Below are 24538 nucleotides of genomic sequence, written 5' to 3'. Positions count from 1 at the left end.
CTTTTACCTCTTGCCTTAAAAATGTGTTTTATGTTACGATAAAGGAATACTATTGGCTGTTGGCAGAAAAGTTTCTGCCGAACTAGCTACGTGGAAAATACCATGATAATGTTAAGGAATGGTATTTTGTTCTGCGGGCAAGAATTAAGAAGAATGAATTTACTGTGGTGGATAGTTGGCTATTAAATTAACAATTCCTAAAATTAAAGTGATATTAGCCCACGATTGCATAATTGCTTTCGTGACGAATAAGCTTGATCCCAACAAAAAACTGTATTCTATAAGTTGATAGCATGACTCACGCCACGCTACAATATCGGATTGCAGAAATTGGTTTGTGGCAGTTTTAGTCCATAGTATCTATTCAAAAACCAAAGCCAATTTATTGTTTTTGTCTTGCCCTGTTTAATCCCAATTCGGAGGTATGTTCCATGTCCATTCGCCTATATATAGGAAATTTGCCCAAAGAAGAAATAGATCGTCAAGATTTGCAAGCTGTATTTGCAGAAGAAGGCGATGCTGTCACCACCAAACTAATTAAAGACCGGAAAACAGGCAAATGTCGGGGTTTTGGGTTTCTAACAGTCAATAATGACGAACAAGCAGATCAAATTATTGAAAAATATAATGGTCAAATGTTCAAAGATACACCCATCAAGCTGGAAAAAGCTTTACCACGGACTAAAGGTGAGGAAGGTGAAGAACAACCACAACAACAAGTTCCCAAACCAATTATCCAAGGTAGTAGCACCCCTAGTTCTAGCGGTAATAAAGAAGGTAATCGTCGGGAGAGAACTAAGAAATCTCGGCGTGGTAGCGGTGGTGGTAGTGCGCGTGAAACTGCTACTAGCGTTGATAACGAAGCTTTTCGTCCAGATCCCCGTTGGGCGGCGGATTTAGAAAAGCTAAAACAAATGCTGTCAGCACAAACTACCAACTAAATTGTCTGTTTCGTGAATACGCTTTGAGAGTAATTCTTAAAGCTTATTTTGGATTAGTGCCAGCGGATAAAAATGTCTTTCGTCACCCACGAAAGTCCAAATTTAATCAACAAGTAGTGCAGGTAGCTATATCAGGTTATCTGCACTATTGGTTTTGGCGATTTTTCCAGTTTGACGGTGTGATTACACAAAATTTGTGATTTTTTAGAAAAACTGTATCTAAATTAACAAAAATTCTCACAATGTAGGAATAGTATAACCTGAGTTCGGTGTTAGGAGTTTCTCCTTCGGAGACCCTACGCGAACAGAGTTTCTCCTTCGGAGACGCTACGCGAACAAAGTTATGAGATCATCAGGGTTTGAGACTCATATTTGGGGCAGTTTTCCAAAAATTATCTTATCTCGAACTCAGGTAGTATAAGCTAATACAATTATCTTAATGAAATCAAAGGTTTTGAAAGTGACGGTAATTAAGGTGATGTTTTCGCAATACCTTGTCCATCTTTTGTAGGTCGGGTTAAGCGACAGCGCAACCCGACGCTCATGTTGGGTTCTGTGCCTCAACCCAACCTAAAAATCAGAACTTTTTTTGATTTGGACAAATTATTGTTTCGGTAATTTAACTTTGATGGATTGACTTTAAGGAAAATTATTTTGATTGCTTGAACCTCGTAAATAATCAACCCTAAATATCTAACTTATGATGTGGCGTTGCTACTTCAGATGGGTTTTATCGTGGATTAACTAATATATCATGATAGATAATATTTGTTCGTCTATGTCAAAAGATAGGGAACAATGTCTATCGCAGGTATTAAATATAAATATAGAAAATGGGAAAAATTAACTAATATTTTGGTAATAGTTAAAATATAATAAATATTAATTATTGAAAGTTACCCACAAAAACACAGATTTCAGTTTAATAAGCGCAAGTTGCAAATTCACTCCTATATTGTTGAAATCAGAAACGGAAAAATCTATGAAAGCTACCACGAAAAAACACATTGCTTTAATTTCAGTTCATGGTGATCCAGCAATTGAAATAGGCAGAGAAGAGGCAGGAGGACAAAATGTTTATGTCCGCCAAGTGGGTGAAGCCCTGGCACAGCTAGGATGGCAGGTAGATATGTTTAGCCGGAGGGTCAGTGCTGATCAAGAAAGGATAGTGGAACATAATCCTAATTGTCGGACTATTCGGTTAACCGCAGGTCCGGTGGAATTTGTGCCAAGAGATCAGGGGTTTCAATATTTGCCAGATTTCGTCTTTCAGTTACTAGAATTTCAAAAGGAAGTTGGGATTCATTATGATTTAGTGCATACTAATTATTGGTTATCTAGCTGGGTAGGAATGGAACTCAAGAAAAGACAAGGAACTAAACAGGTTCATACTTACCATTCTTTAGGGGTGATCAAATACAACACCATAGAAAATATTCCTCTGGTGGCAAGTCAACGTTTAATAGTCGAAAAACAAGTATTGGAAACAGCGGAAAGAATCGTTGCCACCAGTCCTCAAGAACAGGAACATATGCGATCGCTTGTTTCCCAAAAAGGCAAAATTGATATTATTCCCTGTGGTACAGATATTCAGCAATTTGGTTCGGTGGAAAGACAAGCTGCCAGGGCTACTTTAGGAATTGATCCAGAAGCTAAAGTGGTGTTATATGTAGGTAGATTTGACCCTAGAAAAGGCATAGAAACCTTGATCAGGGCAATGCGGGAATCTAAGTTTTACGAATCCAAACAATTGCAGTTGATTATTGGTGGTGGTTGTACACCAGGGAATAGTGATGAAAAAGAACGCGATCGCCTTGTCGGCATTGTCAACGAGTTAGGGATGGATGAATGCACGTCCTTTCCTGGTTGTCTAAGTCGGCATATATTACCAGCTTATTTTGCTGCTGCGGATGTTTGTGTTGTTCCCAGCCACTATGAACCCTTTGGATTAGTAGCTATCGAGGCCATGGCCTGTGGTACACCTGTAGTCGCTAGTGATGTCGGTGGACTGCAATTTACCGTTGTCAATGAAGAAACTGGTTTATTAGTACCACCACAAAATGTCCCAGCTTTTAACCACGCTATTGATCGGATTCTTGGCAATCCTGTATGGCAACAAGAACTAGGAAAAGCTGCTAAACAGCGTGTTATCAATAAATTTAGCTGGCATGGTGTAGCGAGTCAGTTAGATGAACTATATACCCAACTGTTGCAACAATCTGTTAAAGAACCCGCATTAGCGATTAAATAGGGAACAGGGAAGAGGCAGGGGGCAGAAGGCAGAAGCCAGGGAGAATATTTCTTCCCAATGACAACTGACAACTGACAACTGACAATTCGTACATAGTTGTAAGATAGGAAAGCATCAAGTAAGCTCTAAACATAGTTGCAGTTAGACGGTGAAATGATGGAAGTTCAAGAAATCAAAAAATTCCCGAAGCCCAGGAAACCAGACAGCGAATCCCAAAATTTTCAGCACGTCAAGATCCTTGACTGCAACGAACCAGTATGCAGGGTAATTTGTGAATGTTGGCACTGCAAACAGGGGATATTATGTGAGGTAGACGTATCATCTTCACAGTATTTAGAGGTAGAATGCCCAAGTTGTGGGAAAACTGCCGTGAGGTTGATGGCAGAAAAGGTGATTTCCACTACACCTATCCCTTCACCTTGGCAAGGATGATTTCATTAAGTACTCAATACTATTGCCAAAGCCCTGAAACCCTATTGATATCGTCACGATTTTATTGGGTTTCAAACATATTTTGGAAAATTGGCAATAGTATTGGTACTACGACAGAATTAATTACATATTGGTTATTTACCAATCTTTTGCCAATCAAGGATTTCAGACCAGATTTTTGTGTAATTAATTTTGTCCAATTACTTAGAGTGTTCCAAGCAATAAATGATCCAAAACCTGTCATTACCCTACGGGAAGCTTACGCCTACGCAATGACCATTGGGCATTTTTTTGGTTGGAATACTCCTACTAAAGTCTGTCCAGCTATTCCCAATCCTTTGACTACTTCTGCCATGAATTGTCTTCGGTCACTTCCCTTGAGTTTTTTAGCTGTTTTTATATACAGAGATTTTAGGTTCTCCGTGAGTTAAATGATAGATTTTGGACGCATGAGGTAATCTGCACACTTAAATTATCTTCTCTCATTATAGGATCAATCATTCTGTTGAGTTCTCTTAGATTGAAGAGTCAAAATCCAAAATTTCTTTCTCAAATCAGGGAAGATAGAATTACAACCCAAAGTCCAGTTATTTAATGAACCAAGAAAATACTAAAGTCAGATTTATGCAAAACATCACGAAAGTGGGGGGAATTCATGAATTCCCCCTACTCAAGATTGTGCGTAAGTCCTATAAGGAAGAAAGTAATTTGATAGCGAAAAAGGGGTAATTGTTGTGCAACCCCTGGACTTTACCGCTTTAACTGCCGCTTGTGGCGAAATCCGCGCTAATTGGTTGCCTGCACGCATAGAACAGGTATATCAGCGCGATCGCTTTACCATTGCCATTGCCTTACGCACCTTAAATCAACGGGGTTGGTTAGATATTTCCTGGCATCCCCAAGCCGCCCATATTTGTATTAGTGAACCACCACCACGCGCCCCAGATACTTTTACTTTTAGTCAACAGTTAAGACATCAGTTAGGTGGGTTGGCTTTAGTGGGAATTGAGGCTATTTCCCCTTGGGAACGAGTTATTGATTTACAATTCGCCCGTCGTCCGGGAGAAACTGCCCTTTATCACGTTTATGCGGAAGTGATGGGCAAATATAGTAATGTGATTTTAACTGATGCAAGTAATGAAATTATCACTGCCGCCCATCAAGTTAGTCAGCAACAATCCAGCGTTCGTCCGATTCAAACTGGACAAAGTTACGAAACACCACCGAAACTGACGGGAAAAGTTCCCAATTTAAGCGAATCTATAGAACGCTGGCAAGAACGGGTAAGTTTAGTCCCCGGAGGTATTAAACGCCAGTTACTCAAAAGTTATAGTGGTTTAAGTTCGGCTTTGCTAGATACTATGCTGTTGGCGGCAAATATCATCCCAGATACGAATACTGACGAACTTACTCCCCAAGATTGGCAAAATTTATTTCAACGTTGGCAAGAATGGTTACAAGCTTTAGATTCAGGTAAATTCCAACCTGCTTGGACAGAGAATGGATATACGGTGATGGGTTGGGGTGGAGTTGCACCAACAAAGAATATTCAAGAGTTAGTTTACCGTTATTATTCTGACCAACTGAATGAACAGTTATTTGGACAACTGCGTCATCAGTTAAGTCAGAAGTTGTTGAATATTTTGGGGAAGTTACGCACTAAAGCGAAAACTTTTAGCGATCGCCTGCAACAATCAGATCAGGCTGAAGAATATCGTCAAAAAGCCGACCTATTAATGGCCAACCTGCACCATTGGCAACCAGGAATGCAGGAAATGATTTTACCAGATTTTGAAACCGAACAGCCAATTGCGATCGCTCTTTTGCCCGATAAAAACGCCGTCCAAAATGCCCAAAAGCTTTACAAACAGCACCAAAAACTCAAACGCGCCCGTGCTGCCGTTGAACCCTTACTATTTGCAGTCCAAGCAGAAATTGACTATCTCGAACTTGTAGAAGCGGCAATTTCGCAAATAGACAAATACCAAAATCCAGAAGATTTACAAGCCTTAGAAGAAATCCGGGATGAACTCATTGGGCAAAAATATCTAGAAGACCTAGAATATCGCAGCCGTAGCAGCAACTACACCCCCGGCACTAATTTTCATCGTTACCGCAGTCCCAGTGGCTTTGAAGTCCTTGTTGGTCGCAATAACATCCAAAATGATCAACTGACATTCCGTGTCGCTGGAGACTATGATTTGTGGTTTCACGCCCAAGAAATTCCGGGAAGTCATGTCCTGTTACGCTTAGAACCGGGTACAGTTGCCGAAGAAGCTGATTTACAATTTACAGCGAATCTAGCAGGTTATTTCAGTCGCGCCCGTCAAAGTGACCAAGTACCAGTAGTTTACACCCAACCCAAGCACGTCTACAAACCCAAAGGCACTAAACCAGGACTTGTGGTTTATAAACAAGAAACGATTATTTGGGGAAAACCCCAACTGGTCATTGGTCATTAGTCATTGGTCATTGGGAAAATTCTTTCTCCCCCCCTACTTCCTCTTACCTCTTGCCTCTTGCCTCTTGCCTCTTGCCTCTTGCCTCTTGCCTCTTGCCTCTTGCCTCAAATAGAAAAGCTACTCACCCGAAGACAGATATTTTTTGAGATATTTTCATGAAAAAATTGTACTGCCTGCTACAATCTTGTTAAGAAAAGTTGCCCGTTGAATTTTGGGAACGCGCAATTTGGTTTTGACTCTACTGAGAAGACAACTCGAACAACGTTTTTTATAGACCAGCCCTGTGGGAGGGGTTGGTCTTTTTGTTATCTTCTCAAAATCACGTTAATCACACTGATTAAAAAAATCACAGTTCAGACATCTTTCTCCCCAAGGAAACAGAAACAACATCTGAACTATGACTTGTGAGATTTATCTAAGAGGATGTTTGAAAAGTTTCCGGCGATTAGAAATCGCTACTACACAAACAAAGTCCACCTGCGTGGACTAAGGAAAAATCAAGGCTTTTGAACCCACGTTCGCGTAGCGTTCCGAAGGAATAGGTGGGTTTCGTCTGTGTGGTTCCGCGACTTCTAGTCGCCCTTGCAAGTAATAAATTAGACTTTTCAAACACCCTCTAAGAGAACTCCACAAAAAGAAAGGCTTACTCTTACATGGAATGTCTCTACCATCCTTTTTGGAGATGTCTAATTGCTATGATTAGAAACTGAAAGTAGTTCTCAAAGCACCAATTACTAAATTGCTACTGCTATCATCGTGATTTGGGGCTGTTAGCCAAATTACAGCGGGGGTAATGGTGATATTATCGCTGACCTTGTATTGATAAAATCCCTCAACGTGATAAGAGGTATTTGGATCTTTAGTAATTCCAGTAACAGTAGAATTCGTGACCTTTGGTTCCATACCAAATATAATACCAGCTAAGTTACCTTTTTTACCCAAATCTGGTAAACCTAAAGTAACAGCATAGTTCCAAATTTCCGCTTTTCCTTTGGTACCAGTCAAAACTTGACTATTGGTATATCCAGCCCAACCACCTAAAACAAGCTTCTTTGTAATACCTAAAGATGCTTCCACACCGTAGGAATTACTGGAAAAGTTTGTACCAGGGGCAAGATTGGCAAACGTGGCGTTATTACTACCTGTAGCCAGTGACTTGTTATAGGAATTGATGTAAGTTAAACCAAGGGAAATGCGATCGCTTGGTTTGACTGTTAATTGTGCTAAACCGCCGTAAGGACCATCGAACAACCCATTTCCGGGAGTAGGTGTATTGTGTTGACTAGCTAAGTAACCTAAACTGAGAGTTAAGTTTTTACCGAATTTTTGTTTTACACCTAGTCCTGCACCACCCAATTGGGCATAGATGGGATTTCTGGTTCCAAATGCGGACACAGCACCAGACCCACCATTCCCATCAAATAGATTCAATGTGCTGTCAAGGTCGAGAATTATACCATCATTGGCTATGATATTGGCATAAGTATTTTTACCAAGGGGGAATCCATAGGAAAGCGCACCTATGGAAACATTGTTATTAGGTGTGCCACTGGCAAAGGACAATTTACCATCTGTAAATTTACCTTCTGTAGTATTACCAAAACTGTTAATATTGTTGCTTTCTAACCTGGTAAACAGTGTGTCTTTTCCAGTAAAACTGGTGACAAGCTCCAGTCTAGTTCTAGTGCCTAATGTCGTATTTTTGTCAGTAATGTTACTAGTGCCAATTTTATCACCAGAAACAATACCACTAACAACCGCAACAACCTGTCCTTGCAGTTTTGTGGTAGTTGAAAATTGATTAGCTTCTAAATCAGCGGTTTTGGCTTCTACAGTGTCTACACGCCCTTTTAAGGTTGCTAGTTCTGCGGAAAAGTCATTTTGCAACTTTTGGATTGTTGCTAAATCTTGCTTTGATACTAAATCAGCGGTAGCAGTAGCAATTAATTCATTGACTCGATCTAAGCAGGCATTTAACCCGGCTGCAAATTCGTATCGTGACAACGCCCGATTACCCCGAAAAGTCCCGTTAGGATAACCTGCAACACATCCATAGCGTTCTACCAATGATTGTAAAGCCTGAAATGCCCAATCATTAGGTTGAACATCGGATAACTGAGACACGGAAGTAACTTGAGATATTACCTCTTCTTGATTATTTATATTTAATTGTTGAGAATTAGTGTCAGTCTGGAGTTGATTATTTGCTGGTATTTCTTCAGCCAAGACTCCAGAACTTGTCCATAGTACAGCGCTGATAACAGTCGAACTAGCAAGTAAATATGTTGAGAACTTCTGCATTTTTCTTCACACCTGGTTTTTTATGAAAAATCGAAGCTATTAAGAATTATTCTTAATAACTCTGACTTGGAACCTAGAAACTAAAAGTAGTTCTCAAGGCACCAATCACTAGATTAGCATTACTATCATTGTGATTTGGGGCTGTTAGCCAAATTACAGCAGGAGTAATGGTGATATTGTCACTGACTTTGTACTGGTAAAATCCTTCAATGTGATAAGAAGTATTTGGATCTTTTGCAACTCCAGTAACAGTCGCGCTAGAACTTGTGACTTTCGGTTCCATACCAACTATAACACCAGCTAAATTACCTTTTTTACCCAAATCAGGGAATCCAAGAGTAACAGCATAGTTCCAAGTGTCAAACTCTCCCTTTGTACCTGTCAAAACTTGACTATTGGTATAACCAGCCCAACCACCGAGGACAAACTTCTTGCTAATTCCTAAAGATGCTTGAACACCATAGGAATTATTGGAAAATTTTTGACCTGAAGTGACGATATTAGATGTAGCGTTATTACTACCAGTGAGCAATGGTTGATTGTAGGAATTGATATAAGTTAAACCAAGAGAAATGCGATCGCTGGGCTTGACAGTTAACTGCGCTAAAGCACCATAATTCCCATCAAACAGACCGTTTCCAGGAGTAGGGTTATTAGCTGTACTACTTAAATAGCCTAAACTTAGGCCTATTTTATCGCCAAACTGATGGTTAACTGCTATGCCTTTATCACCCAGTTGTCCATAAATCGGGTTCCTTGTCCCAAAAGTAGATACAGCCCCAAAAGCACCATCACCATCAAACAGATTGACTGTACTGGTAACATCGTCTGCTGCACCAGCATTAGCAATTAGTTTGACTTGGGTATTTTTGCCCAGGGGGAAAGCATACCATAGCGCATCTATGGTAACATCATTAGTACCAGTAGTACCAGGAAGATTGGCAAAAAATAAGTTGCCTTCTTTGGTTTTAATATCAGGGTTGTTGATATTATTACTTTGGATTCTGGTAAAAAGTGTATCTTTTCCAGTGAAACTGCTTACCAATTCTAGCCGTGTTCTTGTGCCTAAAGTGGTATTTTTATCAGTTATTGCCTCACTATTAACTTGTTTATTTGTCAGTACATCACTAACAACTGCCACAACTTGTCCTTGTAGCTTAGTGGTGGTAGAAAATTGATTAGCTTCCAATTCAGCGGTTTTAGCTTCTACTGTATCTACACGCCCCCGGAGAGTGACTAATTCTGCGGAAAATTCCTCTTGCAATTTTTGGATTGTTGCTAAGTCTTGTTTTGTCGTCAAATCGGCGGTAGCAGTAGCAATTAATTCATTGACTCGATCTAAACAAGCATTTAACCCGGCTGCAAATTCGTATCGTGATAACGCCCGATTACCCCGAAAAGTCCCGTTAGGATAACCTGCAACACATCCATAGCGTTCTACCAATGATTGTAAAGCCTGAAATGCCCAATCATTAGGTTGAACATCGGATAACTGAGATACGGAGGTAACTTGAGATACTGCCTGTTCTTGACTATTATTAACCTGTTGTTCTGAATTAGTTGCTGGTACTGGTAATGCTTCTGCCTTTGCAGCAGCATTCATACATAATATGCCACTCACAACTGTTGAACTAGCAATTAGATAAGTCCAGAATTTTTGCATTTTTCTTCACACCCGTGTTTAAAGTTAATAATGCTACACTTGAATTAGTACAGCTATTAATAGTGATCTTTAATATACTACAGTCCTAAGTTAAGCTGATCACAATAAAAAGTTAAGAAATCCTTATCAACTGGAAATATTCTCAGTATACAGCAGTATTACCTGAAATTTCCAAATATTCTGTAACGCTTGATACAGTAGCATTTTTCTGATAATTTCTATGAGAATGGATCTCATTATGAGATATAATCCCAATGAAGTTTTATTGTCAACCTCAAACCATGAAAAGTCTTAGAGAAATCAAAATAGATAGAAAAACCAGAAGTTTCTTACCTCTGATTACCTTAATAATATTGTCAGTAGTTTATGGATGTAATAATCCTAACAGTGGCGAGGTTGTAAAGACAGAACCAACCCCAGTCCCAAAATCACCAAAAACTAAAGTAGTTACCACATTTTTACCAGTTTATTTGTTTACTAAAGCAGTAGCCGGAGATGTAGCAGATGTAGAAATTTTAGTTAAGCCTGGCACGGAAATACACGAATATCAAGGGACACCAGCAAACGTAAAAGCGATCGCTACGGCTAAGGTATTAGTCAAAAATGGTTTAGGCCTAGAGGAGTTTTTAGCAGATACAATTAAAAATGCTGGAAATTCCCGATTAATGGAAATTGATGCTAGTAAAGGTATTCAAGCTATTAATAAAACTTCCCCCATAGATAAAACAGCAACGGGAGAACATGATCATAATCATGAACACCAATTGGGAAATCCTCATGTTTGGTTAGATCCAGTTTTAGCAAAACAGCAAATTATTAATATTCGAGATGGTTTAATTATCGCAGATCCGGTCAATAAAGCCAACTATCAGACCAATGCAGCGGCTTATGTTCAGAAATTAGATAATTTAAATAATGAATTTCAACAAACTATTAAACAAACACCAAACTGCACCTTTATCACCTTTCATGATGCCTTTCCCTATCTTGCCAAACGTTATAATATTAAACAATTAGCAGTGGTAGAAATTCCTGAAAAGCAACTTTCCCCAACAGATGTCCAAAAAGTGGTGAATACAGTCAAAAAATACAGAGTAAAAGCCCTATTTAGCGAACCAGGATTAGATAACAAATTACTAACAAGTATTTCTCAAGATTTGGGGTTAACTGTGCGGACTTTAGATTCTTTAGAAACTGGTGATACCAATCCAGAGTATTATTTTAAAGCAATGAAAGCTAATTTGGAGAGTTTAGTCGCTGGATGCAAGTAACGTAGGGGTTTAGCAATGCTCATTGGTGTCAACTTAACGTTAAACGGGCGGTTAGAAACCGCGTCTACACAGGCAAAACCCACCTGCGTGGGTTTCAAATCCTTGATTTTTCCTTAGTCCGCGCAGGCGGACTTTGTTTGTGTGGTTCCGTGAATTCCATTCGCCAGGGCTTAAGTTGACTACTCCTGAATCCTTCTTTTTTTCTGACTTCTGACTCCTGCCATATCACTATAAATTATTGGCATCTTAAATCCTAAATTACATGACTGACGAACAAGCAGAATTTACATTACCAATATTAAAAGTTTCTGGGTTAACAGTCTACCAAAGCAGCTATCTAGCTGTGCGAGATGTTTCCTTTGAATTGTTAGCAGGAACAGATACAGCCATAGTTGGTCCAAATGGGGCTGGGAAAAGTACCTTAATTAAAGCTATTTTAGATTTAATTCCCCGCAGTGCTGGAACAATTGAAGTTTTTGGTCGCCCAATTTCTAGACTAGGAAATTTGCGGAATCAGTTGGGATATATGCCACAAAACTTTATTTTTGATCGCAGTTTTCCCATTTCAGTTAGTGAATTGATAGCTTTAGGAATAGGGAATAAAAAACATTCATTGTTCTCGAAATTTTGGCAAGAAAAACGGGAAATATCAGCAGCAGTTACCACAGCTTTACACCGTACTGATGCTTATCGCTTGCGAAATCAGGCTATTGGGACTCTGAGCGGTGGTCAACTCAAACGGGTATTATTGGCTTATTGTTTGGTAACACCGCGAAAATTGTTAGTATTGGATGAAGCTTTTGCAGGGGTAGATGTCCAAGGAACAACGGATTTTTATGCTTTATTAAATGAATTAAAACGAGAAGAGAATTGGACGGTGTTGCAAGTTTCTCACGATATTGATATGGTAAGCCGTCATTGCGATCGCGTCATCTGTCTCAATCAAACCCTTGTCTGTTCCGGTCAACCGGAAATAGCCCTTTCACCACAAAATCTTTTAGCTACTTATGGTCCAGGTTTTAGTCGCTATGAACATCATCATTAGGGAACAGGTAATTGGTAATTGGTAATAAACTTTTCTTCTTCCTCCTGACTCCTGACTCCTGACTCCTCTTAATATGACCATTAACTATCATGACTTGGTGAATTTATTACAATTTCCTTTTATGCAGCGTGCCATTATAGGTGCTGTGTTAATGGGCATTTTAGGCGGTTTATTGGGCAGTTTCGTTACCTTACGACAATTATCCTTTTTTAGTCATGCCGTTGGTCATGCAGCCCTCGTAGGTGTAGCATTAGGCGTGTTACTCAACATTAATCCTACTTGGATGTTACTCCCGTTTACCTTAATCTTTGGAGTAGTTGTTCTCTACCTAATTGATAAAACCGATTTAGCCAGTGATAGTGTTCTCAGCATAGTTCTATCCGGGGCATTAGCGATCGGTGTCATTCTCACCAGTTTTATTCAAGGATATCGCGGTAACTTAATGGGCGTGCTATTTGGCGATATTTTAGCCATAGATAACACAGATTTAATTTTGACCCTGTTGGTGCTTGTGGGTAGCAGCGTTTTTTTATTATCAACCCTGCCACAACAGATTTTATTAACTCTTAATCCCGACGTTGCTCAAGTCCAAGGCATACCTGTACAATTATATCGCTACGGGTTCGTTGTTTTACTTTCCCTCGCCGTAGCTGTAGCAATTAAAGCCGTTGGTGTTTTATTAGTAAATGCGTTTTTGGTAATTCCGGCTGCTACAGCCAAACTCATGAGTCACCATTTCAGCCGCTTTCTAATTCTATCGGTGGTTGTCGGTTCTAGCAGTAGTATCGCGGGAATGATGGTTTCTGGCTTGTTTAACCTAGCATCTGGACCAAGTATTGTTTTTGTGCAGTTTTTGGTATTTGTGGCTGTATTTAGCTGGGTGAAGTTGACAATGAAGGTCGGCTAAAATTCTTTTGAATAACCCCTTGACTAATCTTTTTTATCATGCTAAATTTATTGACGGTGGTGAATAAAAAAGCCCCACGCCGGGATAGCTCAGTTGGTAGAGCAGAGGACTGAAAATCCTCGTGTCACGAGTTCAAGTCTCGTTCCTGGCATCATATCTAAACACTGGTGAGATTTAAACTTTTGCCAAATGACAAAGAACCCAGATGTGCAGGGGTTTAGCACTGCTTAATGGTGTCAACTTAAGCCCTGGCGAATGGAATTCACGGAACCACACAAACAAAGTCCGCCTGCGCGGACTAAGGAAAAATTAAGGATTGAAACCCACGCAGGTGGGTTTTGCCTGTGTAGACGCGGTTTCTAACCGCCTGTTTTACTATCCCGCAAAGAATGATAATTTTAGTGACTTTTATCATAGCAAACAACTTAATCCGCCCAATCTTTTAATCCCTATAATCCGCGATTCTGACTTTGTTGGAGGCACATCGCCGGATTCGTTAAGAATTGTAAAACCATAAGAATGTAAGGATTAAAATGTCATGAAACCTTAAAATGAGAATTGCTGTGATCTGAACTAGCGATCGCCATGATTAATATTATTATAGATTAGGCTGGTTTTAGAGAACTCCTTGCAGCAGCACTGACGCGATCGCTTTTCACCAAACTGCCGTACCTCAGGCAATTTTCGTGTTACGTAGTGATTCTACTTGGGTGAAATACTATCTGTAAATAATACCAGAAGTATCTTACTCACGGTCAAATTCACTTGGCAATTTTTGAATAACGAAGTCTAGAACTAAAGTAGCCATCTCCAATGCCTCCTCAGCTTCGGATCTTTCCGGCTCAATTACATCCCCTGGATATCGAAATTCTGTTGCATAAGGGGTCAAAGTATCCGCTATATCTTTTAAATCATGAAACCCAGGTTCAAACAATGAACAGATATCTAACAAAACATCCAAATCATGGGTTTTTTTGACTACCTGCTCTTGATATGTCAAATAAGCCTTTAATGCTTTTTCGGCAGCCTGTTGACAATGGTAAACAACAGCATCCAACAGAGATTCTTCATTATTAATAAGTAACACATACGCAGCCTTTAAATCTCGCTGGCTCTTGATTAACCACTGTCTAGTTTCTGCAAATTTTGCGTTATCCATACAGGAGTTTACCCTGACGTATTACTTGATTGACTAGTGAGTTGGCTACATTAGCCTTGAGTTCAACTTCTGAGCGGGTCATCACCAGAATATCTTTTGGAATACCAATACCACGCAAAGCTTTATATGCCTGACGCGCTCGACGATAGCGTGGTTCATCTGATTTTGAGATAATCACCAATAAATCAATATCGCTATCCTCGGTCGGTTCACCGTAAGCATAAGAGCCGAACAGAAAAATCTGTTCTGGTTCGAGCGCGCTCACCAGTCGGTTAGTAATTTCATTTAGAAAGTGAGTGCTTAAATGCTTGGCAGCCATAAAATTTAACTTATTCTAATACTTTCTCTAAAATACACTAAATAAGATGGGGCAATGAACTTTTGCAAAATTTTGAACAACCAAAGCGATCGCCATGATTAATATTAGTATAGATGAGGCTGGTTTTAGAGAATTCCTTGCAGCAGCACTGAAGCGATCGCTATGAGTAGTATTTTTAGAAAGGGCAAGTATAGATTAGTATGGCTGGTTTTAGCGATCGCCCTTGGTTTATCTACTATAATTCCTGTGAGGATAGCGATCGCGTAAGCGCTGCTGCAAGCAGTTCGCTACTATTGTCCTTAGTAGTCAAGGGATTGTGGTTACACCTCTTGCTGTACCTTCAGCCGGTGACAAGTCAGAATCTCTGATGCGGGTCTGAAGATAAACTATCTAAAAACTGACTCGGTGTAACAATCAAGATATCTCGAAAAGGATGCAGTTCTAATAAGTCTTTGTCTCCTGTGATAATATGAGTGGCATTTCCAGAAATGGCTAATTCTAAGAATTTATTATCTTTAGGATCTCGACAAATATCAATTGTTTCATTAATTGTGATTAATTCTGTTTCTCTAGCTAAACTGGCTAAAAAGTCTTCACGAATTTCTCTGGATAGATAGCGGTGAAATTTTGGACGACTGAGTACATCAATTAATCCTGATAAAATCTCCACAGAAATTAAGATTACTCCGTTTTGTTTGGCTTCTCTAAGAGCTTGCATTGTGGTAGATTTAGAGAAGATTAATGCACTGACAATTACACTTGTATCAATACCGATTAGTTTTCATCCTTGAGAATAGATTCTAAAATTTCTGTGGTCATTCCCTTAGCAATGGCTTGTTGACTCGCTTCTTCCATGATATCTAAGAGTGGTTTTTGACTGACTGCTTTTTGCAGCATTATGTTGAGAAATATTTGGATTTTTTGCTGTTTTTCTGGTTCTGCTTCTCGGTACGCTTTGGCAATTTCTGGCTCGACTTGAATGGTAATGTTTTCCATGATAAGTTACAAGTTAATTAGTCTAGTTTTATTATAGCGATCGCCAGTTATTTCTGTTTTACACTATCCTGAATTATCTTAATCTCCTCTTCTGTTAACCTATACAATTTGTACACTATAGGGTGTGTTGGCTAGTGTTAAGGATGTTTTAAATGAGATGTAAGCACAGGGAATGAGAATTTCAGACCGGCTGTATGTGCAGGTTTTGACTTTAGCACAGGAAAAGAAAGTTTGAGGATAGGTAAGGTAATTTATCTCGTGAGCAGTTGTTAGTGAGATTTCAATGGCGAACTGCTGACGCGATCGCTATGAGTAGTATTTTTAAAAAAGGCAAGTATAGATTAGTATGGCTGGTTTTAGCGATCGCTCTAGTACAACACCGTGTAAATAAGATGACCATTAAAAGCTAGGAAAATTTGATTGATTACAAGGTTTAAAAATGCTTTATTCACTTACACTGCACGCTACTAAGTCTATTCAGCATAATTCCTGATCTCTGCTGCCAGCAGTTTGCTTTTCAGGACTAATTACCCCAAAGATATTTATTTTAACTTCGGATCACACCCAATCTCTTATTGAGATTTTTTTAGAAGAGTTTCCATCCATGTTTATTGAAAAAGTAAATTGCTGACTGAATATTAATTATTGTTAAATTCAGCACTTTATATGAGCCTTTTGCCCAATGATGGAAAATATGTACATGAGGATAAAATACAGTCTTGTATTTTTTAGCCATTCTCAAAGTTATATCGGCATCTTCAAAGTACATGAATATATCCTCATCAAAGTAGCCAATTTCATCTAGATACTTTTTACGAAAGAGCATGAAGCAGCCAGATAAATACAAAACCTCAGCCGTTTTATCGTAGCCCATATCCCGCATTTCATACCAGTCGAGATAGCTTTTTAAAAGGAAGTGTAATGGCTTAGGAAGAAACCGTCTAGCGAACAGAGCAAGTATTGTTGGATAACGCTTACAAAGATATTGTGTTTCACCGTTAGGGAAAAATATTTTAGGCTGAATTAAACCGACTTCCTGATTGCTTTCCAAATAATCTATTAATTGTGGTATGACATTTTCATCAAAATAGATGTCTGGGTTAAGCACAAGATGGTAATCAGAAACTCCACACCTAGAAATAGCTATATTATGGGCTTTACCAAAACCTACATTGTCACCTTTGTTATAATAGTATTCAACGTTTTCTAAATCTTGTAATACTGTTTCCAAATCTGGAGAAGGTGAGTTATCAACAACACACAAGTTAATCTTTAATGGTGTACTGATAGTAGATAATACTGTCTTATAAATCATTTCAGGGTTATTTTTATATAAGACTAGTGAGGCAGTAATACGTATTGTTTTTTCCATAAATAAATTGAAAGTTGATTTTATTTAAAATGAATAAATACTTAACTGAAGCTAGGTATAGCTGTTTCTAATTATTGTGTATGGAAGACAGAAAATATTTAATATTAGCATGAAATTTAGGAGAAATCAGAAGAATTATAAATTTTAGCAACGATATACCTGTCAAGAAAATCATATTTTGAAAGGTTATTTTCTCTGATTTCCACAGTTTCCAGAAATTACTAATATCTCCCAACCTCATTTTTACAAGATTACTACTTAAGCTTTTTGGTATTTTATATACATAGGTTAATTGTAAGTCTAATAGATAAAGACTGTGATTATCCAGACATATTTGCATCCATAAAAAATAATCCTCACAGTATCTTTGTCCAGAATCAAATCTATAGTTGATATCTCTTCTGAGCATTATTGATGAAGTTTCAAATGGATTAGACATTAATATTTGATTTTTTGTCACTGCACAGGTTTTAAATTCTTTATTTAATAGTGTAGGTTCTAAGGGATAGCTATTTGAAATAGATCGGGGTGGTTCATGACCACAAACTAAAACATGAGGATTAGCACACATCCATAAATACTGAAATGCGATTTTCTCTGGATGCCAAGCATTATCAGCATCAAGAAAAGCAATATAATCTTGAGTAGCTAAATCCCAACCAACATTACGAGCGACAGAGGGTCCAGAGTTAGACTTTAAATCTATAATTTTTATCCAATTTTTTTCATATTTATTTTGCAGCTTTTGTAAAATTTCCCAAGTATTATCTTTACTTCCATCATTAATAAGTATGACTTCAACCGGATTAAGACTTTGTTTAGCTATAGAATCAACTGCTCGTTCAATAGTATTAGAACAATTATAACATGGTATAACGACACTAATAGATGTTTCCATATTCCTCAAGAGTTTTTTTCAATCGAGACATAGTTCATAACACAGATATTACACTGAATGATGAAGTTTGTAATTATTTTAGAAGATGTTTAAAAAGTTTCCGGCGATTATAAATCGCTACTACACAAACAAAGTCCGACTGCGTAGAGTAACACAAAATTAAGTTTTTCAAGTTTCCCTGTGTAGCCGCGACTTATAGTCGCTAGAGGTGTAATAAATTAGGCTTTTCAACCACCATCTTACAGCAAATTGTAATCAACCGTGCCACAAATAAAAATGGTGGAAACCACTACCAAACTTAATTTTGCGATTAATTTTTCTGGTGGGTTTGATATCAAACTGCTGTAGGTGTCGCCTTGCAAGTATATTTTCCGTTCTATTCAGCCCGTTCTTATTTTAAAACTTTCTTGCTCACCCAAAAGTGACCAACCCTAACTAGTCCCAAGTGTAGAAAAAGTCTATGTACAATACTGAAAGGCCATTGATCAAAGTTTGTATATTCCGAAACAAGTAACTCGGCTTTTTTAAAAGTCTCATGCCATTGTTTTTCTGATAAAAAACAAACTCCACACCCTGCTGTATTAGCACCCATTTTTTTGAAAAAAGGGGCAAGAGTTTTGCTAGATGTAAGACAGAAGATAATATAACTTGGTAAATTTTTAAAAAAAATACCATCATATATATTTTCAAAAACAGAAATATACCCAATACTTGATAGTAAATTGCTTGCATTAATAAGTGATTCAGCTTGGGATTTTCTAGTTTCTGCATAAGAATCTTTCACAAAATGATGAAGTGTCCAATTGAAGAAAATCAAATCGTACTTGCAATTAACGAAAAGTTCTGTTAAATCTTCTACAGAACCCAAAATTAGTTTTTTTCTCGGGTCTGTTTTATTTAAAGATAAAAGGATATCAGCATTATCTAATATAGTTCCAGTTGACAAGGGATACGTTGCCAATATTCGGTCGGCAAATTTTCCATTGCCACCACCAATATCAAGAAAACAAAAGTTATTTTGAGGAAAAGATTTATTAATTAGATTCTGAATTTTTTCCCATTGAAAGTCGTTAACATATTCTTGATCAAATTGCTCTATTGCCTGATTGTTTAATTGGCGAATTTTGTTATTATTCATGTCTTTTAGTCCTTGCATTTAATGGAAACAGAATTAAGTTCTTACTCACGATTTAATTCTAACATGAAATACCACGGGGATTAAAATCCCTCGTGTCGCTTCCCACGAAGGTAGGTTTTGTCTGTGTAGTCGCGACTTCCAGTCGCCGAGGGAAGTATGAATTTAGACTTTTCAAACGGGCGCAGAGAGAGGGGATACCGAAAGATAGAGGAGAAAGTTAGATAAGCTAACCGATAGTCAAAGCGGAAAATATTTGTCGTACAGAAAATGCTAGATGTAGTATCGGTATTAGAAAAACTAGATGTGGCATTCGGGAAGTAGACACAGAACATAGAGGAAATAATCAGAAGCTAAATCTTTAGTTAGCATTGGAGAGTAGACTTCTAGCACTATATTGTTCCCTAATACTCACTTCTTGAGTTTACTATCCCTGTTATAACTTTTGCACTTTATTTAATCCACATTCCTAAGCAGGATATCTTTAAATAAATCGCTACAATCAATATCCTGGAAACATTCTTCCAGTCCAACCGCTAGCCATAAAGGTATTTTGTTTAAAAACTCTCCAACTGATTTCAAATACAATTTTCCTAGCTGCTCGCCGACCTTTTTCTTGACCCAAAATCAGGATAGTAGTCCACAATAAACTGCTGCGTATAATTTGTAACACAAAAGTAATTTCATGAGCTTGCAACGCGTAATGAAATGAAGGTTGTGCTAGTTGTATAGGATTATTTTCTAACCAAATTTCCTTGGATTTTATTGCAAACTCTAAGACTTCTCTCATGCGAATTTCATAGTTATGTTCGCGCCTAGTCCTTTCAAATCCAGCCCATGCGATCGCGTTTCGTTCTTCTGGATGTTCTAAATAGTAATTTATTTTTTCAATTAATTCAGGTATTTCATGAAATACCTCAATTTCTTTACCTAACACATAATAATTCTCTAATCCAGGTGCATACTCTGTTAATAAAAAACCTCCAGACCCAGGAACTTCAAAAGTTCTGGCCTTGATTTGATTTTCTCCTATAGAATTAGAAAAATTTAGACTGATTATCGATTCTCTCATAATAAGGGGAATTTCTTCTCCTGATACTGAACCAGTTGGCCAACCATGACCAAAAGTTGCTACCTCAATACCATGTTTTTGCAATTCATAAATTCGTTGAATCCGATTACCAAATGATCTACCTACAAAGGAAACTGGATAGCGACAAGATTCAAATGGAAGGGGTTCATTAAACGTTTCAGAACTAGCTGCCCATTGAGATAGTAAGACATTTTGAATGTTATCCTGATGATATTTTTTTACCATCTGAGGATATGTTGTAGTCATTGCATGATAAGCATTGCCAATATATCTCGATACTTGCCTATACTTCCATGAATCATCGGTAGTCCAAGAAATAGTTGCAACGTCTCCCTGTGATTGAATAATCTTTAGAGTTTCCAACCAAATTTCATAATGCATTTGAACAGTTAACATAACATCAGGTTGTACTTGTTCAACTGTTTCTAGCAAAGATTTATTCATTTCAGCGTAACTGATATAGCCTGACATATCCCACGATTCAAAGTGGACAACTTCATGTCCTAACTTTTCTAAAGCTGGTACAAAAGCTGCATACTCAGTGTTAATTCCACGAGCAGGATTACCATACTGATACTTTCCAAAAACACACAATACTTTCATAATTAATTCAGGTGTAACAATTAATATTTTAATTCATCAAACAACATTAAGATATAGTAATTTGACTCTGGCTTTATGTTCATATGTTATTTTTGTAAGTTGCCAATTAAATAGTTTTCTTTTTTACAGAAAACATTGCATAAGAAACCAAAAATTAAGAAGCATAATCCAGGTAATGGCAAAAAGACAAGAGAAAGAAAATGGTTATAGCTATGAGCCGCAATTAACGTCCATGTAATTTGACAGTAAATTAGCAAATGAGAAAGACTAAAAGACGATTTGCTATAAAAATATTTGGATATCAATCCAAAAATAAAAGAAAACAAAATAATTCCTGGAATTCCTAATCCCCAATGTAAATTTCCATAGAAGCCTACAGGGGAACTGGGCTCAGGACTAATAGGTAAATCATTATTCATTACGTAGTCTTCATACAGCCTACGTGGTAGTAGTCCAACAAAAGTGTAAACGGGGTTGAAATTGTATGGACCCAAGCCAGCTTGTTCGCACTGCGCCTCAAAATTAATTAGAGGCCATTGGAGATAATTTATAGCTTCATCAGTGCCGGATATTTTGTAGTCTGAACCAATCCTTAACGAAGCCATCAAACCCATAAAGTAAATTAATATTGTTGGCACAACTAAATAAATTAAAATTCTTACTTTCTTCGTTATCTGGAAACCAAAGACGTTCATAAATGTTTTTAGTGGACTATTAAAACGAATTGAGAGTCCAGAAAACAGGAAAAATATTAAAATAAACAATCCCTGGCGTTTTCCAGTTATCAAAGTTCCAAAAATAGCAATCAGTAAATTAACTATAAAGAATACAGATAGTTTTTTATTAGATTCTACTGATTTGATTAATAGGGATAATAATAATCCGTTTAAAAAAAATAAAGATGTAACAAAAATACCCAACTGACCAAAGCCAGTGTCAACAGCATTGTTGTTAACATCATTTATATTTATGCTTCCTGAGAAAAATTCTAGAATTGGTAAGAAACCATAAGATCGAACAATATTAATAATTTGAATAATTATTAAAAATGAAATAATGAATATAATTTTTTCCAAGCTACTGAAACTAATTTTCACTATTTCTGGATATATACGATTTAGATTAGATTTAAAAAATCTAGTGCCTAACCAAAAGAAAAAATATCCAATAATATATAAGAATAAAGGTAAATAAGTTATTTCATAGTTGTAACTCTCATTTTTTCCTTGAAAAGTCCAAAGAACATAAGGGAAAATAGCTTGAAGAGTACCTAATAACAGAAGTATTTCAGGACTGACAATTTTTCGCCACATAACTAATTTACGTAATATAGATAACAAAATAAACGTATATGCTTGAAAGTTAAGAAAGTATTTTTCTGATTTTCAGAATAAGATTTACTTTAGTGAATCATACACTAACTGTGTTTGTTCTGCACAAGCATCCCAAGAAAAGTAGTTTACTCTTTCTTTACCTCTGATTATAATTTCTTTCGTCCTTTCTTGAGAAAAAAGAACTCTTTCCAGAGCATCAGCAATGCTTGCCAATTCGTAAGGGTTAAAATATTCACCAGCATCTGAAACTACTTCTGGAATTGAACTTGTATTACTACATACAACAGGACAACTAAACGACATTGCTTCTAGCGGTGGAATACCAAAGCCTTCATAAAGAGAGGGATAAACAAATGCAGAGGCATGAGTATAAAGATTTGCTAATATTTTATCATCTCCTGATATATGTATGAAATGATCATCATCAATATCAAAACTTTTAAACATCGCTATCTCATCATCTGAAAAAGATTTCACACCGCAGCATACTAATTTGAAATTATCAAAAATAACTCGACGACTAGCATATGCTTGAAGTAATCTTTTGAAATTTTTGTATTCCAGTCTTCTCTCTCCCACATAAAGTATGTAAGGCTCAGATACTTTTGGTGTTTCTTCAAAATTTTCATGACTTTGAAGAGAATAACCAAGATAGATCGTAGAGATTATTTTGGGATCTATATCCAAAATATCAATTAAGTCCTGCTTTGTATTTTGAGATATACAAATAATATGATCTGCACGTCTAATTGCCTCTGCTTTGATAATACTAAATTTGCTCTCTCTTTCTGACATCAAATGACCAAATTTTTCATGAATCATGTCGTAAACTGTAATGACAGTTTTACATTGTTTGGGTGCTGTGCGTTTTCTAGAATAGAAAGTTTCGTGAACAATATCAGGTTTACTCTGATTGAACCAGATTTTAGATAGTTCGACATTTACTGCATTTACAATTTTCGATGACTTTGGTATGACGGGGATATGCCATCCTTTAACTAAATCTGGGCTGCATTTTTCCAAATACTTATTGACATAAAAACCAGCAGCAATTTGTACTTCAAAATTATTAGCTTGAGCAATTCTAGTTGCTAGTTCATATATATATCTGGAAATACCGCCATATTTTGACCAAGAAAAAACTTGATGATCGTAAACTATTTTCATGATTTAATCGCGTGTAGTTGGGTTATTAAAACATTGAAGCAAGTTTAGGGGCAATTCTCAATTGCTTCTAAAAAATTTTCTCCAAATATATTTACATTAAATTCGCTCAAAATGCGCTGATTGTTTTTGAATATAAATTCAGAGTTATCAGCTTGCATAACTTTGAAAAAAGTTTCAATCAAGGCGTTACTATCACCGCACTTAAAAAGCCACTGGTTTGGAAGTACTTCTGCCATTCCATCTACATCTGAGGCAATTATAGGAAGACCATAATACATAGCTTCTAGCATTACTAAAGGTAAACCTTCATACCAGGAAGGGATAACTAACATATCTATTGCAGAGTAAATATAAGATAAGTCATTTTCCCAAGGGACGAATGTTACTATATCATTCATATTATTTGACTGAACAATTTTTCTGAGTTGTAATTCATCTGGTCCATCTCCAACAACAAAAAGCTTAATATTTTCGAGCTTTTGTCGATGCTCTAATAATGTTTGAACTAAAAAATCTTGAGCCTTATGTACAAATTGAACTCTACCAATAATGGCTAATATGTAATCTTCCTTAGAAATGCCATATTTTATGCGAGATTCTTCTCTGTTTTTTATTTTACACAAACTAGTATCTGGTCCATAGTAAACAACGGAAATATCGGAGCTTGCACCGCAGGTCAAAAGCATATTTTTAGAACTAGTACTGGTCGTGATAAACTTATCTGGTAACCTGTACAAATATTGTTGAATATTATTTAAAATTAATTCTTTAATTCCCTTACCGCTAATTTTTTTAGCCATCGGGATAAAGCTTATAGTTCTTTTTCCTTCTTTCTTAGCAGCAATTAATCCAGGAGAAGATAGCTCAATATATCCTTGAACCACTACTACAACATCAGGGCTAATACTTCTAATTAAGCTTCTGATATTTTTTATTCTTTGGTAAAATAACAGAATTTCAAAGCTGCGATATTTTATTGGAGTTTTGAAAGAAATAGGATAAAGTTCAATCCTATTATGGTTCTTGCTCATGCAATTTAATCGCTCACAAAGCCTTGTATTACCTTCATAAAATATGAAGCTGATATTTATATTTGTATTTTCTAGTAGGTATTTGACTGCATCAATTGCAGTAACTTGATGTCCACCAAACAAGTAAACATCATCGTAAAAAAGTATATGCTTCATCC

General features: G+C 37.1%; 21 protein-coding genes and 1 tRNA gene. 9 read left to right on the top strand and 13 right to left on the bottom strand.

Annotation, left to right across the window (positions count from 1 at the left end):
* The first annotated feature begins 431 nt into the window (after nucleotides 1–431).
* From IQ226_RS03015 to IQ226_RS03005, 4 genes are all read left to right on the top strand, one after another.
* Nucleotides 432–941, top strand: a complete 510-nt coding sequence (locus tag IQ226_RS03015) for an RNA-binding protein (protein ID WP_193891913.1) — start codon at nucleotides 432–434, stop codon at nucleotides 939–941.
* Between the two features lie 982 nt (nucleotides 942–1923).
* A complete protein-coding gene (locus IQ226_RS03010; RefSeq protein WP_193891910.1) occupies nucleotides 1924–3192 on the top strand; it encodes a glycosyltransferase family 1 protein in 1269 nt (422 codons plus the stop codon).
* A 156-nt stretch (nucleotides 3193–3348) separates the two neighbouring features.
* On the top strand, nucleotides 3349–3624 hold the full coding sequence (locus IQ226_RS24855) for a hypothetical protein (protein WP_096671296.1): 276 nt from the start codon (nucleotides 3349–3351) through the stop codon (nucleotides 3622–3624).
* A 734-nt stretch (nucleotides 3625–4358) separates the two neighbouring features.
* Nucleotides 4359–6086, top strand: a complete 1728-nt coding sequence (locus IQ226_RS03005) for an NFACT family protein (RefSeq protein ID WP_193891907.1) — start codon at nucleotides 4359–4361, stop codon at nucleotides 6084–6086.
* 699 nt (nucleotides 6087–6785) lie between these two features.
* Here the strand turns inward: IQ226_RS03005 and IQ226_RS03000 are convergent.
* Nucleotides 6786–8387, bottom strand: coding sequence for an iron uptake porin (locus IQ226_RS03000; RefSeq protein WP_193891904.1), 1602 nt, complete (start codon nucleotides 8385–8387; stop codon nucleotides 6786–6788).
* 73 nt (nucleotides 8388–8460) lie between these two features.
* The gene (locus IQ226_RS02995) at nucleotides 8461–10050 is read right to left on the bottom strand and encodes an iron uptake porin (RefSeq protein ID WP_193891901.1); all 1590 of its coding nucleotides are present in this window, start codon (nucleotides 10048–10050) and stop codon (nucleotides 8461–8463) included.
* A gap of 254 nt (nucleotides 10051–10304) precedes the next feature.
* Here IQ226_RS02995 and IQ226_RS02990 point away from each other — a divergent pair, with 254 nt between their 5' ends.
* The 4 genes from IQ226_RS02990 (at nucleotide 10305) to IQ226_RS02975 (ending at nucleotide 13424) form a co-directional block, all read left to right on the top strand.
* A complete protein-coding gene (locus tag IQ226_RS02990; protein ID WP_370567070.1) occupies nucleotides 10305–11321 on the top strand; it encodes a metal ABC transporter solute-binding protein, Zn/Mn family in 1017 nt (338 codons plus the stop codon).
* A 262-nt stretch (nucleotides 11322–11583) separates the two neighbouring features.
* Complete coding sequence (locus IQ226_RS02985; protein WP_193891897.1) at nucleotides 11584–12366, top strand: metal ABC transporter ATP-binding protein; 783 nt, start codon at nucleotides 11584–11586, stop codon at nucleotides 12364–12366.
* A gap of 73 nt (nucleotides 12367–12439) precedes the next feature.
* A complete protein-coding gene (locus IQ226_RS02980; RefSeq protein WP_193891894.1) occupies nucleotides 12440–13273 on the top strand; it encodes a metal ABC transporter permease in 834 nt (277 codons plus the stop codon).
* A gap of 78 nt (nucleotides 13274–13351) precedes the next feature.
* A tRNA-Phe gene (locus IQ226_RS02975) sits at nucleotides 13352–13424 on the top strand.
* 594 nt (nucleotides 13425–14018) lie between these two features.
* On the opposite strand, the gene IQ226_RS02970 is transcribed toward IQ226_RS02975, so the two are convergent.
* From IQ226_RS02970 to IQ226_RS02955, 4 genes are all read right to left on the bottom strand, one after another.
* The gene (locus IQ226_RS02970) at nucleotides 14019–14432 is read right to left on the bottom strand and encodes a HEPN domain-containing protein (RefSeq protein ID WP_039199725.1); all 414 of its coding nucleotides are present in this window, start codon (nucleotides 14430–14432) and stop codon (nucleotides 14019–14021) included.
* A complete protein-coding gene (locus tag IQ226_RS02965) occupies nucleotides 14425–14751 on the bottom strand; it encodes a nucleotidyltransferase domain-containing protein (RefSeq protein WP_193891891.1) in 327 nt (108 codons plus the stop codon). Before IQ226_RS02965 ends, IQ226_RS02970 begins: the two co-directional genes overlap by 8 nt.
* Nucleotides 14752–15106: 355 nt before the next feature.
* Complete coding sequence (locus IQ226_RS02960; protein WP_370567071.1) at nucleotides 15107–15520, bottom strand: putative toxin-antitoxin system toxin component, PIN family; 414 nt, start codon at nucleotides 15518–15520, stop codon at nucleotides 15107–15109.
* A 5-nt stretch (nucleotides 15521–15525) separates the two neighbouring features.
* Nucleotides 15526–15747, bottom strand: coding sequence for a hypothetical protein (locus IQ226_RS02955; protein ID WP_168635922.1), 222 nt, complete (start codon nucleotides 15745–15747; stop codon nucleotides 15526–15528).
* Nucleotides 15748–16019: 272 nt separating this feature from the next.
* Between IQ226_RS02955 and IQ226_RS02950 the strand changes: the two genes are divergently transcribed.
* The gene (locus IQ226_RS02950; protein ID WP_193891888.1) at nucleotides 16020–16157 is read left to right on the top strand and encodes a hypothetical protein; all 138 of its coding nucleotides are present in this window, start codon (nucleotides 16020–16022) and stop codon (nucleotides 16155–16157) included.
* 176 nt (nucleotides 16158–16333) lie between these two features.
* On the opposite strand, the gene IQ226_RS02945 is transcribed toward IQ226_RS02950, so the two are convergent.
* The 7 genes from IQ226_RS02945 to IQ226_RS02915 form a co-directional block, all read right to left on the bottom strand.
* Entirely contained in the window at nucleotides 16334–17119 is a 786-nt protein-coding gene (locus IQ226_RS02945; RefSeq protein WP_228039211.1) for a glycosyltransferase family 2 protein, read from the bottom strand.
* A gap of 67 nt (nucleotides 17120–17186) precedes the next feature.
* Nucleotides 17187–18017, bottom strand: coding sequence for a glycosyltransferase family 2 protein (locus tag IQ226_RS02940; RefSeq protein ID WP_193891885.1), 831 nt, complete (start codon nucleotides 18015–18017; stop codon nucleotides 17187–17189).
* Between the two features lie 391 nt (nucleotides 18018–18408).
* Entirely contained in the window at nucleotides 18409–19155 is a 747-nt protein-coding gene (locus IQ226_RS02935; RefSeq protein ID WP_193891882.1) for a class I SAM-dependent methyltransferase, read from the bottom strand.
* Between the two features lie 499 nt (nucleotides 19156–19654).
* Nucleotides 19655–20848 (bottom strand): glycosyltransferase, encoded by a 1194-nt coding sequence (locus IQ226_RS02930; protein WP_193891881.1) that lies wholly within the window; start codon nucleotides 20846–20848, stop codon nucleotides 19655–19657.
* An 86-nt stretch (nucleotides 20849–20934) separates the two neighbouring features.
* Nucleotides 20935–22161 carry an O-antigen polymerase gene (locus IQ226_RS02925; RefSeq protein ID WP_193891879.1) on the bottom strand — a complete coding sequence of 409 codons (1227 nt, stop codon included), beginning with the start codon at nucleotides 22159–22161 and terminating at the stop codon, nucleotides 20935–20937.
* Between the two features lie 84 nt (nucleotides 22162–22245).
* Nucleotides 22246–23349, bottom strand: coding sequence for a glycosyltransferase family 1 protein (locus IQ226_RS02920; protein WP_228039210.1), 1104 nt, complete (start codon nucleotides 23347–23349; stop codon nucleotides 22246–22248).
* 44 nt (nucleotides 23350–23393) lie between these two features.
* A complete protein-coding gene (locus tag IQ226_RS02915) occupies nucleotides 23394–24536 on the bottom strand; it encodes a glycosyltransferase family 4 protein (RefSeq protein ID WP_193891876.1) in 1143 nt (380 codons plus the stop codon).
* Nucleotides 24537–24538 lie beyond the last annotated feature (2 nt).

The sequence above is a fragment of the Dolichospermum sp. LEGE 00240 genome (genome assembly GCF_015207875.1).
Lineage (GTDB): Bacteria > Cyanobacteriota > Cyanobacteriia > Cyanobacteriales > Nostocaceae > Dolichospermum > Dolichospermum gracile.
This window is presented reverse-complemented; position numbering and strand designations above follow the sequence as displayed.